Below are 13,797 nucleotides of genomic sequence, written 5' to 3' on the forward strand. Positions count from 1 at the left end.
ACCGGCGCAACGCCCGCCGGACGCAAAAAGGCGGCCCGCATATGCGGGCCGCCTTGTCCGACGCGTGCGGCCGCACGCGCCCTCAGCTACGCGGCGCTCACTGCTTGGGCGCCGTCGTGGCCGGCGGAGCGGTCGGATCGGCTGGGCGGGTCGAGCCCGTGCTCATGCGGTCCTGCTCGGAGCGAATGTCCGCGAGGGTCTTGAAGGCCGGAGCCTGCTCAAGCTGCTCACGGGTGGCCGACAGCATGATCTTCTCGACCTCGCCTTCGGCGTTCTTCGACACCTGCAGTTCCGAGAACGGGATGGCGACATTCTTCTGGCCAATGCCGAGGAAGCCGCCGACACCGATCACGGCCGCGTCGGCCTTGCCTTCCTGATCGAGCACGACGTCGTTGATCTCACCGATCGTCTTGTCGTCCGTGCCGACCACCGACTTGCCCATCAGGTTCGAGACCATCCACTGGGCCTCGCCCTGGGCAGTCACAAAGCCGGCTGGGGCGCCAATGGCGGGGGCTGCGGCCGATGTATCCGGCGCCTTCATTTCCGTGCCGCCCTGCATGTTCGGCGCCGTGCTCGGCGCGCTCTCAGGCGCAGCGCCAGGCGCTTGCGGCTGAGTTACCGGTGGAGTCGGCTCGGGCGTCGCCGGAGCCGTGGTCTGCGCGACCGCCGGCACGGCCAGTAGCAGGGCTGCGGTAGCAACAGTGATACCGAACTTGGTTCGCATGACGGAGATCCTCTTTTCTGCCGACCATCGTCAGGACGCACGGTCCCTGCACGCAACGCCGCCATGGGCGTACGCGCTCAGGTCGGCCTGGTTCGCGTGCTTTCCGTTTTCGAACCGTGGATGCATGTTCACGCCTCGCTATCCACGTTCGCCAGATCAACATCCGAACGGCGCCGTTGGTTCCGGCGGATCGACGAAAAGTTGTCGGTATGGCGCCGGGCGGCTGCGCTAGAGATCAAGCGGGCGCGAAGACAGCCACCAGCCGTCTCCCAGAACGACCGCCGGATCGGAGCCGGACGGCACCCCCCGGTGCAGAGCCCGGACGGACATGAGCCTGCCGGCTGCCGAAGCCTCGGCGAGCCTCCCATCGACGCCGGCACTGACCGGCAAGGCCGGTGGCGCGACGGTGACGCGGGCAAGCGGCGCGACGGCGAAGACATCGCCCCGTCGCGACAGGCAGACGAGCGCGCCGCGCCCGAAGGCATCGGTCAGCGGAAAGACGATCCGCCCACCGTCCTTCACCGCCGCAAGCCACGCCTCGTCGGGGCCGGTTCGGGCCGCCTCGCAATAGACCGCGTCACAGACACGCAACGGCCCGGATGGCTTTTCCGTCACGCTCGCCTGCGGCCACGGCGCGAGAGCAGATCTTGCCCGCTCGGCAAGCACGCGATCGCCCTCATGAGCATCCACACGACCCGTTCCGCCCACGAGTTCCGCCATGACGGCGCTGTAATAGCCGGTGCCGCAGCCCATGTGGGCGACCGTCTGGCCAGCGCGAAGGCCGAGCGCTGCAATGCCAAGGGCGTGCCGCGAGGGTTCGCCATCATCCCTTCCGCGCACCGGCTGGCACTCGATCGCGATGTCGGAATAAACGTGCCGCAGATCGGAATCAGGCGTCATCTCGCTGCCGAACGGCGTCACGAGGCGCCAGGGGCCAGGCCCCAGGAAACGCTCGCGAGGAACCGCCGCGAAGGCGTCGCGAAGCCGCGGGTCACTCACGACGAGGCGCATCGTGACCTGCCGGGCGTAGCGGTGCCTCAGACGGACGACGTCGGCCTGCACCTTGCCTCCGGTCGGTTGCGGCATCTTCTGCCATGAGGGGCCGGGCGAGGCGCTGCTCATAGCCCGACATTCTGACAGTCTGATGAAGCTGCCCGCCGTGGCAAGGGCGATCCGCCACGAAGAAAAGGCGCGGCACCCGGATGCCGCGCCTTTCGCTCTCAGCCGCTGCCCGGGCTCAGCGCGCCGCGACCACCATGATCTCGACCCTGTAGGCCGGCGTCGCGAGCTTGGCCTCAACGGTGGCGCGGGCCGGCGTATTGCCCTGCGGCACCCAGGCGTCCCACACCTCGTTCATCTTGGCGAAATCGGCCATGTCGGCCAGCCAGATGTTGGCCTTGAGGATCTTGGTCTTGTCGGTACCAGCCTTCTTCAGCGTCTCGTCGATCTGGGCGAGGATCTGGCGGGTCTGGCCGGCCGTGTCCTGCGAGGTGTCGTCGGCGACCTCACCCGAGAGAAAGACGAGATTACCGTAGGCCACCGCCTCGCTCATGCGTGGGCCGACGCCGATGCGTTCGATCGAAGACATGTTCACTCCTGAGGGTCAGACAAACGGACGCCTCCGCTTACCCTGCCCCGCCCGCCGCGGGAAGCCCCCGGTGGGTACAACGGGCCCGTGCCGCCTCAGCCGCGGCCGACGAAAGGCATCTTCGTCGCCATCACGGTCATGAAGAGGACATTGGCCTCGAGCGGCAGGCTCGCCATGTGCAGCACCGCATTGGCCACGTGGGCCACGTCCATCAGCGGCTCCTTCCTGATGGAGCCGTCCGCCTGTGGCACGCCTTCGGCCATCTTGGCGGCCATGTCGGTCGCCGCATTGCCGATGTCGATCTGCCCGCAGGCGATGTCGTATTTGCGCCCGTCGAGCGAGGTCGAGCGCGTGAGACCGGAGATCGCGTGCTTCGTCGCCGTATAGGGCGCGGAATTGGGTCGCGGCGCATAGGCCGAGATGGAACCGTTGTTGATGATACGTCCGCCACGCGGGTTCTGATCCTTCATGATCCTGAAGGCCTCCTGCGTGCACAGGAAAGGCCCGGTGAGATTCGTATCCACCACCGCCTTCCACTGCTCGAAGGTGAGATCCTCGAGCGGCAGGCCGGGCGCCGAGACGCCGGCATTGTTGAACAGCACATCGAGCCGCCCGAAACGCTCCTTGCAGGCGGCGAAGAGAGCCTTGACGGACGCCGGATCGGTCACATCCGTCGAAACGGCCAGCGCCTGCTCGGCGGGGGCGCCCGCGAGGCGGATCGTCTCTTCCAGCGCCTCCTTGCGGCGGCCGGCGAGGACGACGCTGTAGCCGTCCTTCAGGAAGGCGAGCGCCACCCCCCGCCCGACGCCGGAGCCCGCCCCCGTGATGAGTGCCACCTTGCCCTTCGATGCCATGCGACGTCTCCCTGTCCCCGGCCGCCCCGCGGCGCTGGTCCGATCTGAACCGGTTTAATGGGGAAAGACTAGCCCGTGCCTGCGGCAATGTGGAAGCCGACGGGCGGCATGCCGGCAATGTGGAGAGGGAATGCTACGAGGCTGCCTCGAACTGGCATGGACATGCCGAGTCACAAAGCAAAACGGCGATCCCGCAGGGGATCGCCGTTTTGGAGCCACCGGCTCGAAATCATGGTGCGGTCGAGAGGACTCGAACCTCCACTCCTCTCGGAACTACCACCTCAAGGTAGCGCGTCTACCAGTTCCGCCACGACCGCAACCGCTTCATGGAGACGCCCGTCTCCGGAAGCGGGCTGGGATGTAACAGATCGGTGTCGGCTCCACAAGTACCCCATTGCGGCCTGTGCAAAACGCCTCGCAGCACCGCAGAGGCCCCGTCCCGGCCGACGCCTGCTCCGTCGTTTCCCTGGCTCTTCGGGCACTCCGTCGGGGTTACGGGGCGGTGCCGCCACTTTCGAACTTGTCGAACGCCAAATCCCGCCCCACTTTCTGCGGCGGAGCCGCGCGGTCGCGTCGGCTTGCCACGGGATGGGGACGACTTCGTTGCTGAAGGCGAGAGACGAGTTGGGCGGACTGATGCTGCCGCAGGCGGGCGCGCCGCCCGTGGAGTGGCGCATCAGCGACGGCCGTGTCGGCTACGAGGAGGCCGTGGCGGCCATGGAGACCCGCGTCGCGGCGATCGCGGCAGGCGAAGCACCCGAATGCGTCTGGCTCCTGGAGCATCCGCCGCTCTATACCGCTGGGACCTCGGCCAACGACGCCGATCTCGTCGAGCCGTGGCGTTTCCCCGTCTTCCGCTCCGGCCGCGGCGGCCAGTTCACCTATCACGGGCCCGGCCAGCGCGTCGCCTATGTCATGCTCGACCTCTCGCGGCGCACGCCCGATCTTCGGGCCTTCGTCGCGGCCCTGGAGGCCTGGCTGATCGCCACGCTCGACGGCTTCAACGTGCGCGGCGAGCGGCGCGAGGACCGTGTCGGCGTCTGGGTGCGTCGCCCTGAGAGGGGGCCGGCCGTCGAGGACAAGATCGCCGCCATCGGCATCCGCGTGCGCCGCTGGGTCACCTTTCACGGCATCAGCCTCAACGTCGAGCCGGACCTTTCGCATTTCTCCGGCATCGTGCCCTGCGGCGTGCGCCAGCACGGCGTCACGAGCCTCGTCGATCTCGGCATTCCCGTCACCATGCCGGAGGTGGATGCCGCGCTCAGGGCGAGCTTCGAAGACATCTTCGGACCGGCCATTCCCGTTCCGGCCTGAAGCCGGCCCGCCCGTCAATCCCGGAAACACCCTCTCCAAATGCGCCTTGGTATCGGCGCACGTTGCCGGATGGCGGGCACAGCGCCATAGTCCGCGCAACGGCCCGCAACGCGGGCGAATAGCTGTTGGGGAGGGACGCGTGCCGGCCATCGAGAGCGCGATCGATTCGACATCCGCCGATTTTCGCGCCAATGCCGCTGCCTGGGCCGAGCTCCGGGCGGAACTCGACGCCCGGCGAGCCGCCGTAGCGGCCGGCGGGCCGGCGAAGGCACGCGAGCGGCATCTGGCGCGCGGCAAGCTCCTGCCGCGCGAGCGCGTCATGCGTCTCATCGATGCCGGTTCGCCCTTCCTTGAAATCGCGCCGCTCGCGGCCTTCGGCATGTATGGCGATGCCATCCACGGGGCCGGACTGATCGCCGGCATCGGCCGGGTCGAGGGCCGCGAGGTCATGATCGTCTGCAACGATTCGACCATCAAGGGCGGAACCTACTATCCGATGACGGTGAAGAAGCACCTGCGCGCGCAGGAGATTGCGCGCGAGAACAGACTGCCCTGCATCTACCTGGTCGACTCAGGCGGCGCCAACCTTCCGCACCAAACCGAGGTATTCCCCGACCGGGAGCATTTCGGCCGCATCTTCTACAATCAGGCGACGCTGTCCTCGCTTGGCATCCCGCAGATCGCCGTCGTCATGGGCTCGTGCACGGCCGGCGGCGCCTATGTGCCCGCCATGTCCGACGAGACCATCATTGTGCGCCGGCAGGGCACCATCTTCCTCGGCGGCCCGCCGCTGGTGAAGGCTGCGACCGGCGAGGTCGTCTCGGCCGAGGAGCTCGGCGGGGCCGACGTGCACGCCCGCCAGTCCGGCGTCGCCGACCACTATGCGTTGGACGACGTGCATGCCCTGGCGCTCGCCCGCCGCATCGTCGCCAACCTCAATACGGTGAAGAGGAGCGACATCGCCCTGACGACGCCGGCCGAGCCCGTCTACGACCCGGCCGAGCTCGAGGGTCTCGTGCCCACCGACCTCAAGAAGCAGTATGACATCCGCGAGGTCATCGCCCGGCTCGTCGACGGTTCCGAGTTCGACGAATTCAAACGCCTCTACGGCACGACGCTGGTAACCGGCTTCGCCCGTATCTGGGGCATTCCCGTCGGCATCATCGCCAACAACGGCATTCTCTTTTCCGAATCGGCGCTCAAGGGCGCCCATTTCATCGAATTGTGCTGTCAGCGGCGCATTCCGCTCCTCTTCCTGCAGAACATCTCCGGCTTCATGGTGGGACGCCAGTACGAGGCCGGCGGCATTGCCAAGGATGGGGCGAAGCTCGTCACGGCGGTGGCCTGCGCCCGCGTGCCGAAGATCACGGTGCTCGTCGGCGGCTCCTTCGGCGCCGGCAACTACGGCATGTGCGGGCGGGCCTATTCGCCGCGCTTCCTCTTCACCTGGCCCAACAGCCGCATCTCGGTGATGGGCGGCGAGCAGGCGGCGAGCGTGCTCGCCACCGTCCGGCGCGACAACATCGAGGCCGAGGGCAAATCGTGGAGCGCCGAGGACGAGGAGGCCTTCAAGGCGCCCGTCCGCGAACGCTACGAGGAGGAAGGCAGCCCCTACTACGCCACCGCCCGCCTGTGGGATGACGGTATCATCCTGCCTTCCGAGACACGCCGCGTCTTGGGTCTCGCCTTCTCGGCCTGCCTCAATGCCCCGGTGGAGGAAACGCGCTTCGGCGTCTTCCGCATGTGAGGACCAGCGAAACGTCCCGCAGCCAGACGGGCAAGCAGCAGCGCCGGAAGAGCCGGAGTTTTCCGGCCCTATTTGAACGGAAAACGGCCGCGGCCGCGGCATCATGGGCGTCTCGCGCCATATTTCCGCCGGGAGCGGGGCGGACAAGGCGCTGTCCCACCTGCCGAAAACCTTCATGAAAACCCCTGTCCTCCTCGTTTCGCTCGCCCTGGCGCTCGGTGCCTGCACTCTGGCGGGCGCCAGGCGCCAGAGTGTCGATTTGATCTCTTCCGAAGCTGCCCCGGCCGCGGCCGGGGCCGTTTCGCGCTTCCGGGCCGCAAGTGGCCTGGGGCCGGTGATGCCCGACGAGACGCTCAATGCGGCGGCGCGGCAGCAGGCCCGCGCCATGGCAGAGAAGGACGTGCTCTCGCATGATGCCGCCGGCTCGTTCTGGAGCCGCATGAACGGCACCGGGCAACGCTTTACGCACGGGGCGGAGAACATCGCGATGGGGCAGCGCTCGCTCGACGAGGTGATGGACGACTGGCGCCGTTCGGCGGAGCACCGCCGCAACATGCTACAGAACCCCGCCTCCCACATCGGCTTTGCCCACGCCCGGGCGGGCGGGCGCGACTATTGGGTGCTCGTCGTCGGCGGCACGGCGCCGCGCGGGCCGCAGCTCGGCCTGTGAGACTTCGTCTTCGCCCCTGAGGCGATCGGGCCACAGCGTCGGCATCGTGCAACAAAGCCGCGCGTGGGCGGTTGTCTTCCGCAAGGACGGCACCTAGAAGGGCGTCGAACCTCACACAGCGGGCGGATCAGCATGGTGAACGTCGAGCACGAGACGGCGCCCGAGGCGCTCGCGTTCCGGGACGAGGAAGGCAACGTCAATCCGACCTTCCTGGCGAGCGTCTCCGAGGCCATTGCCGACGGCAATGCCGAGAATCTGCGCCGCCTCGCCGCCCCGCTCCACGAGGCCGATCTGGGCGCCCTCATCGAGGCGCTCGACTATGACGACCGCCCGCGGCTCGTCGCGCTGCTCGGCAGCGATTTCGACTTCGCAGCCCTCACCGAAGTCGACGACGCGATCCGCGAAGAACTGCTCGAGAGCATCCCCAACGCCAATATCGCCGAGGGGGTGCGCGAGCTCGACGTCGATGATGCCGTCTACATCCTCGAGGATCTCGACGAGGCCGACAAGGCCGAGGTTCTCGAGCAGTTGCCGCCGCCCGAGCGCGTGGCGCTGCAGCGCTCGCTGGACTATCCGGAGGATTCGGCCGGGCGGCGCATGCAGACGGAATTCATCGCCGTGCCGCCCTTCTGGACGGTGGGGCAGACCATCGACTACATGCGCGAGACCGAGGACCTGCCCGACACCTTCTATGAAATCTTCGTCGTCGACCCCGCCTACCAGCTGATCGGCACGGTGCCGCTCGACCGTCTCCTGCGCACCAAGCGCCCGGTGAAGATCAGCGACATCATGAACGAGGACCAGCATCTCATCGAGGCGACCGACGACCAGGAGAAGGCGGCACGGCTGTTCCAGCGCTACAACCTCGTCTCCTGCGCCGTCGTCGACGAGGCCAAGCGCCTCGTCGGTGTGATGATGGTCGATGACATCGTCGACGTCATCGAGGAGGAGGCGGACGAGGATTTGAAGGCACTCGGCGGCGTCAAGGGCGACGAGGAGCTGTCGGACACCATCTGGTACACGGTGCGCAGCCGTTTTCCCTGGCTCTTTGCCAATCTCGTCACGGCCATCGTGGCCGCCAACGTCATCCACCTGTTCGAGGGCTCGATCCAGCAGATGGTTGTGCTTGCCGTCCTGATGCCGATCGTCGCCTCCATCGGCGGCAATGCCGGCACCCAGACGATGACGGTGACGGTGCGCGCGCTTGCCACACAAGAGCTGCGCCGCTCCAACACCTGGCGCATCATCCGCCGCGAGGTCGCGGTCGGCATCTGCAACGGCGTGGGCTTTGCCATCATCCTCGGCACGGTGGCCGTGGTGTGGTTCGGCATCCGCGACCTCGGCTTCGTCATCGGCCTCGCCATCCTCACCGTCTTGTCGGTGGCGGCGCTGGGCGGCATCCTCATCCCGCTGACCCTGAATCGGCTCGGGGTCGACCCCGCCGTATCGTCAGGCCCCTTCGTGACGACGACGACGGACGTGATCGGGTTCTTCGCCTTTTTGGGGATCGCCACCCTGTGGTTCGGGCTTTCGTAAAGGGTTCGTCAATCTATTGAAACGAATCGTCGCGGCATGTCCCTTCCAATGAGCGCCCGCCGCCCGATGCTCCGCCGTCTCGCCGTCACCTCCCTCGTCGCCCTCGCCCTCGTCGCCTGCTCCTCGATCGACACGTTCTATCCCGACAAGGGTGACCGCAAGCCGCATCCAGGCGTCGCCAAGGCGCATCGCTACCCGATCCAGGGGATCGACGTCTCCCGCTGGCAGGGCGATATCGACTGGGCGGCCGTGCGGCGCGCCGGCACGCAGTTCGTCTTCATCAAGGCGACCGAGGGTGGCGACCACATCGACCCGAGCTTCTACAAGAACTGGGCGGGAGCGCGTGCGGCCGGTATCCCGCGCGGCGCCTATCACTTCGTCTACTGGTGCCGTCCGGCACACGAGCAGGCGCAGTGGTTCCGCCAGCACATACCGAACGACCCGGACGCGCTGCCGCCCGTCCTCGACGTCGAGTGGAACGGCCATTCCAAGACCTGCCCGCAGAAGGTGCCGCGCGAGGTCGCGCTCGAAAAGATCCGGCTGATGCTGGCCGAGCTCGAGGCGCATACCGGCAAGCGGCCCATCATCTACACCGACATCACCTTCCACCAGGAGGTGCTGGAGAACGAGCTGCCCGGCTATCACTTCTGGCTGCGCTCCGTCGCCGCCGAGCCGGAGGAACGCTACAACAATCGGCGCTGGAGCTTCTGGCAGTTCACCACCACGGGCCGCGTGCCGGGCGTGACGGGCGACGTCGATCGCAACGCCTTCTACGGCACGGCCGACATGTGGGAGAAGTTCAAGAAGGGCGAGCTCTGAGGACCGGCCGGCGGGCGCTCGCGGGCCGGGGCACCGGCCCGTCTTCCGTCGCCTACTGCCAGAAGCGCTCGATCAGCTCCCTCGCCTGCTCGCGCAGACGCCGTGTCTGGCGCACGGTGAGAAGCATCATGTCGAAATACCAGCGAGGCGTGCTCGCCGTCGTAGCGAGGAATACAGCGCCAACCTCCTGCTCCTCCAGCCAGTAGGCTGCGAGCGGATGGTTGGGCTGGGCGCAGGAATCGAGCCGCGTATAAGCCTTCTCGTCCAGCGTGCGGCGCAGGAGGTGAAGATCGAGCAGCGTGCCCGGGCTCGCCTGCGAGAAGCTCTCGTCATAGGCGCTCTTGGCGGCATAGACGACGCCGCTACGCACCAGATTGACGTTGATCGCCACGGCCCGGCCGGCGATGGCCAGAACATCGAAGGCGACGCCATCGGCGACGCGCTGCGGCCCGAACAGGCGCTCGCCGAACCCTTGAGTGGCTTCGCTCTTGGCAAGGGCGGTGCCCGCGGCTCCCTTCCAGCCGGCCACCTCGAGGGCGAGGAAATCCGCATAGGCGCGCGCCGCCTCGGGGCCCGGCCCCGGAACACTGTGGAAGGTCACATCGCCGTGGGATGCGAGAAGCTGCTCGGCGCGGCGCAGGTTGCGCCGTCTCTTGGACGAGTAGCGAGCAACATAGGCATCGTAGGAAAGGTCGCTCTCGACGGCCGGCCGCGCGTATCCGTACAGCCATGCGTGACTGAGGCCCTGCCTGGCCATGACGTTCTCAAGTGCGATCGACACGCCGCGCCCACGCGGCAGGCGGGGGCACTTGAGGACCGCGCCGCCCCGGCAGAGGTTGCCGAGATCGCCGAGGAAAGCCTCCCACACGCCTTCCGGATCGCTTTCGCAGATCAGGGGCGCGCTGGTGGCGGAGAACATATGGTTGACGTAGAGGCTCGGCAACGGCCAGAGGACGCCCTGCCTGAGCGCGCCGAACTGCAACGGGAACAGCCCGGCGAGTTCGCCCCCTTCCCTCCCGTCGCGCCAGATGGCGACGACCCAGAGCGTGCCCCCCTCGAGATGGCGGGCGGCCGCCAGCAAGGCGTCCGGCTCGTAGAACGGATTGGGCTCGATCGCCGACTTCGCCAGCCGCTCCCAGGCCTCGCGATGCGGCAGCAGGTCCGCCACCGTGGTCATGACGCAGCGATAGGTGGCATTGGGTGGATGCACGCTCCCGTGAATTGCGATCCTCATCGTTCCCCCCGAACCTGGTATGCTCTTGAGATCTGCTCCCCGATCACGATTGGCCTCTCGTTCCGACGCCATCGCCCGAGGCCGTCGCCGCGCGCAGGTGACCGCCAAGGAGGAGCCACGCACCGATGCCGAGGATCGCCGTCGTCGCCGCCATGGCGGCAAGGGAGGCGAGCCCCGCCCCCACGATGCCGAGGATCGGCACCAGGGCGAGCCCCGTCGCGACATTGACGACGAGCCCGGCGAGCTGGCCGACGAAGGTCCAGCGCTCGCGCCCGAGCACGTTGAGCAGGTCGTCGGCCGGCCCGACCGCGGCGCGGAGCACCTGCGCGGCGATGAGCAGCGGCAGCACCGCCGTGCCGGCGACGAAGGCCGCGCCGAAAAGGCCGAGGACGAAACCGCCGATGAGCCACAGCACGAGGCCGCCGACGAGCACCGGCACCAGCGTGACGATGGCCGCATGGACCGCGCGGCGCGCGAGCGCATGCCGGTCGCCGCTCGCTGCCATGGTGGCGAAGCGATAGCCCATTGCGGCACTGACCGAATATTCGACGAAGCCCAGCACCGAAGCGACACGGGTCGCGGCAAAATAGATGCCGACGGCCGCCGGCGGCAGAAAAGCGCCGAGCACGATGGTGTCGCCATAGGTGCGCAGAAGCCGCGCGCCGTCAGCGAGAAAGAGGAGGCCGCCCGAACGCAGCCATAGCGGCAGCACACGGCGCAGGTTCTTCTTCGGCCCATCCGCCCGAGGCAGACGGCGCATGAGAAGGACGTGCTGGACGGCAGCCGCGATGACGAGGGCGACGAAGGTGGCCGCCATCGCCGTAACGGCCGTGCCCGGCCAGCCGAGGCCATGGACGCCAGCGACCAGGCCGAGCACGAGAAGCTGCCGCAGGATGTAGGGCGGGATGAAGGCGAGGCCGAGCCAGCCGCGCGAGCGTGCCGTGCCCTCGAGCAGGTCGGCATAGGCGAAGACGGGCACGCAGGCGGCGGCGATGAGGAAGGGCGCAACCCCGCCGGCCCAGCCGCCGGCAAGAAACGTCACGGCGGCGCCGACAAGGGCGAGAACGCCGGAGACGAGGGCGACGACCCGCCGCCCGACGGTGAGGAAGGCGTCGTGCAGGGCCATGTCGCCCTTCTGCCGGTAGCGCGGCAGGAAGCGCACCACCGTCTGACTGAAGCCGAAGCAGCCGGCGAAACCGCCGATCGTCACCCAAAGCCACGCCAAGGCGAAGATGCCGTATTCGGACGCGCCGAGGGCCCGTGCCAGCGCGAATTGCACCACGTACCCGATCCCCGCCGAGGCGACGCGAATGGCGAGCGTGGTCGCCGCCGACAGCACCTGACGCGAGGCCAGCCTTTGCGCCGCGCGGCGCCATCCCGCGGGAGCCTTCGGCTCGAGATGCTGCGGGGACGGTTGCAAGGGCGCTCCGGGGGCTTTCGGCACAAGGATGACCTCGAGGCTAGCCGCTCTCGCTTAACGACGGGCTAATGGGTGTGCGCGGGGCCGAGGCACCGGCTTGGCATCGACGCACGGCAGCATGCGCTGACAGGGTTCCTCCCAAACGCGTATAAGGGATTTAAGACGAGAGGAGGAAGCCGCCATGCTCAGCAACCGTCCGCAGGACTTCAACTTCGACCTCGGCGAGACGGCCGACGCCATCCGCGAGACGGTACACGCCTTCGCGCAGGACAAGATCGCCCCGCGCGCCGAGGAGATCGACCGCACCAACACCTTCCCGCGCGACCTGTGGCCCGAGATGGGCGCGCTCGGCCTGCACGGCATCACCGTGGAGGAGGAATTCGGCGGCGCCGGCCTCGGTTATCTGGAACATTGCGTGGCCATGGAGGAAGTCTCGCGCGCCTCTGCCTCCGTCGGCCTCAGCTACGGCGCCCATTCCAACCTCTGCGTCAACCAGATCCGCCGCAACGGCACGGCCGAGCAGAAGCGTCGCTACCTGCCCAAGCTCATCTCGGGCGAGCATGTCGGCGCGCTGGCGATGTCCGAGCCCGGCGCCGGCTCCGACGTCGTCTCGATGAAGACGCGAGCGGAAAAGCGCGGCGACCGCTACGTCCTCAACGGCAACAAGATGTGGATCACCAATGGGCCCGTCGCAGAGACGCTCGTCGTCTATGCCAAGACGGACCCCGAGGCCGGGCCGCGCGGCATCACAGCCTTCCTCGTCGAGAAGGGCATGAAAGGCTTCTCCACTGCCCAGAAGCTCGACAAGCTCGGCATGCGCGGCTCCGACACCTGCGAGCTCGTGTTCGAGGATTGCGAGGTGCCGGAGGAAAACGTGCTCGGCACGGTCGGCAAGGGCGTCAACGTGCTCATGTCCGGCCTCGACTACGAGCGCGTGGTGCTGGCGGCCGGGCCGCTCGGCATCATGCAGGCCTGCCTCGACGTCGTCATGCCCTATGTCCACGAGCGCAAGCAGTTCGGTCAGCCGATCGGCTCGTTTCAGCTCGTTCAGGGCAAGCTTGCCGACATGTACGTGACGATGAACGCCTGCAAGGCCTACGTCTATGCCGTGGCCAGGGCATGCGACAGGGGCGAGACGACGCGCGAGGACGCGGCCGGCGCCATTCTCTATGCCGCCGAGAAGGCGACGCAATGCGCCCTCGATGCCATCCAGCTTCTCGGCGGCAACGGCTACATCAACGACTACGCGACGGGCCGCCTGCTGCGCGACGCCAAGCTCTACGAGATCGGCGCTGGCACCAGCGAGATCCGCCGCATGCTCATCGGCCGCGAGCTGTTCGAGAAGACGAAGTAACCGCCGGCGGGCGCGAATCATAACCGCGGCGCTGCAATCGGCCATGACGTGCGACGGCTCCCCGTGTCATGCCCGCGCTTGTCACGGGCATTCACGCTTTTAAGAAAAGAACAACGTCAAAGACGTGGATGGCCGGGACGAGCCCAGCCATAACCTTGCAGAGTGGACCACGAGCGCTTTCGAACTAGGCCGTAAACCCATAAACGGCTCTGGGTTCCCTGACGGTGGCGATTGTGATTCAAGCTCCTTTTCGGGAGCTTTGCGATGGGCCGCTACGATCTGACGGATTTCGAATGGGAGGCGATCCGGCCTCACCTTCCCAACAAGCCGCGGGGCGTGCCTCGCGTGGATGACCGGCGGGTGCTCAATGGCATCTTCTGGTGCCTGCGCTCGGGCGCGCCGTGGGCGGACATGCCGGCGCGCTACGGGCCGCCGACCACGATCTACAACCGCTTCAACCGATGGCGGAAGGCGGGCGTCTGGGATCGGCTCATGGACGCGATCACAAGGGCTTACGATGGTGACGTGCAGATGATC

At 67.5% G+C, this 13,797-nt stretch carries 13 protein-coding genes and 1 tRNA gene; 7 read left to right on the forward strand and 7 right to left on the reverse strand.

The window, feature by feature from the left end:
• Nucleotides 1-97 precede the first annotated feature (97 nt).
• From ASC46_RS06535 to ASC46_RS06555, 5 genes are all read right to left on the reverse strand, one after another.
• Nucleotides 98-724: a PRC-barrel domain-containing protein gene (locus ASC46_RS06535; RefSeq protein WP_063186135.1), complete on the reverse strand. Its 627-nt coding sequence runs from the start codon at nucleotides 722-724 to the stop codon at nucleotides 98-100.
• 228 nt (nucleotides 725-952) lie between these two features.
• Complete coding sequence (locus tag ASC46_RS06540; protein ID WP_055458443.1) at nucleotides 953-1,846, reverse strand: protein-L-isoaspartate O-methyltransferase family protein; 894 nt, start codon at nucleotides 1,844-1,846, stop codon at nucleotides 953-955.
• Between the two features lie 115 nt (nucleotides 1,847-1,961).
• Nucleotides 1,962-2,312, reverse strand: a complete 351-nt coding sequence (locus tag ASC46_RS06545) for a RidA family protein (RefSeq protein ID WP_055458444.1) — start codon at nucleotides 2,310-2,312, stop codon at nucleotides 1,962-1,964.
• Between the two features lie 95 nt (nucleotides 2,313-2,407).
• Nucleotides 2,408-3,166: an SDR family oxidoreductase gene (locus tag ASC46_RS06550; RefSeq protein WP_055458445.1), complete on the reverse strand. Its 759-nt coding sequence runs from the start codon at nucleotides 3,164-3,166 to the stop codon at nucleotides 2,408-2,410.
• Between the two features lie 232 nt (nucleotides 3,167-3,398).
• Nucleotides 3,399-3,483: transfer RNA gene (locus tag ASC46_RS06555), tRNA-Leu, on the reverse strand.
• Between the two features lie 319 nt (nucleotides 3,484-3,802).
• Here ASC46_RS06555 and lipB point away from each other — a divergent pair.
• The 5 genes from lipB (at nucleotide 3,803) to ASC46_RS06580 (ending at nucleotide 9,252) form a co-directional block, all read left to right on the forward strand.
• Nucleotides 3,803-4,480, forward strand: coding sequence for a lipoyl(octanoyl) transferase LipB (gene lipB, locus ASC46_RS06560; RefSeq protein ID WP_096335333.1), 678 nt, complete (start codon nucleotides 3,803-3,805; stop codon nucleotides 4,478-4,480).
• A 139-nt stretch (nucleotides 4,481-4,619) separates the two neighbouring features.
• Nucleotides 4,620-6,227, forward strand: coding sequence for a carboxyl transferase domain-containing protein (locus ASC46_RS06565; protein ID WP_055458447.1), 1,608 nt, complete (start codon nucleotides 4,620-4,622; stop codon nucleotides 6,225-6,227).
• A 175-nt stretch (nucleotides 6,228-6,402) separates the two neighbouring features.
• The gene (locus ASC46_RS06570) at nucleotides 6,403-6,897 is read left to right on the forward strand and encodes a CAP domain-containing protein (protein ID WP_157672318.1); all 495 of its coding nucleotides are present in this window, start codon (nucleotides 6,403-6,405) and stop codon (nucleotides 6,895-6,897) included.
• A gap of 132 nt (nucleotides 6,898-7,029) precedes the next feature.
• A complete protein-coding gene (mgtE, locus tag ASC46_RS06575) occupies nucleotides 7,030-8,433 on the forward strand; it encodes a magnesium transporter (RefSeq protein ID WP_055458449.1) in 1,404 nt (467 codons plus the stop codon).
• Nucleotides 8,434-8,481: 48 nt separating this feature from the next.
• A complete protein-coding gene (locus ASC46_RS06580) occupies nucleotides 8,482-9,252 on the forward strand; it encodes a glycoside hydrolase family 25 protein (RefSeq protein WP_055458450.1) in 771 nt (256 codons plus the stop codon).
• A 52-nt stretch (nucleotides 9,253-9,304) separates the two neighbouring features.
• On the opposite strand, the gene ASC46_RS06585 is transcribed toward ASC46_RS06580, so the two are convergent.
• Together ASC46_RS06585 and ASC46_RS06590 are read right to left on the reverse strand one after the other, a co-directional pair.
• Nucleotides 9,305-10,486, reverse strand: coding sequence for a GNAT family N-acetyltransferase (locus tag ASC46_RS06585; RefSeq protein ID WP_157672319.1), 1,182 nt, complete (start codon nucleotides 10,484-10,486; stop codon nucleotides 9,305-9,307).
• Between the two features lie 43 nt (nucleotides 10,487-10,529).
• Entirely contained in the window at nucleotides 10,530-11,906 is a 1,377-nt protein-coding gene (locus ASC46_RS06590) for a lipopolysaccharide biosynthesis protein (protein ID WP_141659663.1), read from the reverse strand.
• Nucleotides 11,907-12,087: 181 nt separating this feature from the next.
• Between ASC46_RS06590 and ASC46_RS06595 the strand changes: the two genes are divergently transcribed.
• Together ASC46_RS06595 and ASC46_RS06600 are read left to right on the forward strand one after the other, a co-directional pair.
• Entirely contained in the window at nucleotides 12,088-13,260 is a 1,173-nt protein-coding gene (locus ASC46_RS06595; protein WP_055458453.1) for an isovaleryl-CoA dehydrogenase, read from the forward strand.
• A gap of 264 nt (nucleotides 13,261-13,524) precedes the next feature.
• The coding region (locus ASC46_RS06600) for an IS5 family transposase (RefSeq protein ID WP_055458454.1) at nucleotides 13,525-13,797 on the forward strand (273 nt) is incomplete at its 3' end.

Source organism: Chelatococcus sambhunathii (assembly GCF_001418005.1).
In the GTDB taxonomy this organism is placed as follows: Bacteria; Pseudomonadota; Alphaproteobacteria; order Rhizobiales; family Beijerinckiaceae; genus Chelatococcus_A; species Chelatococcus_A sambhunathii.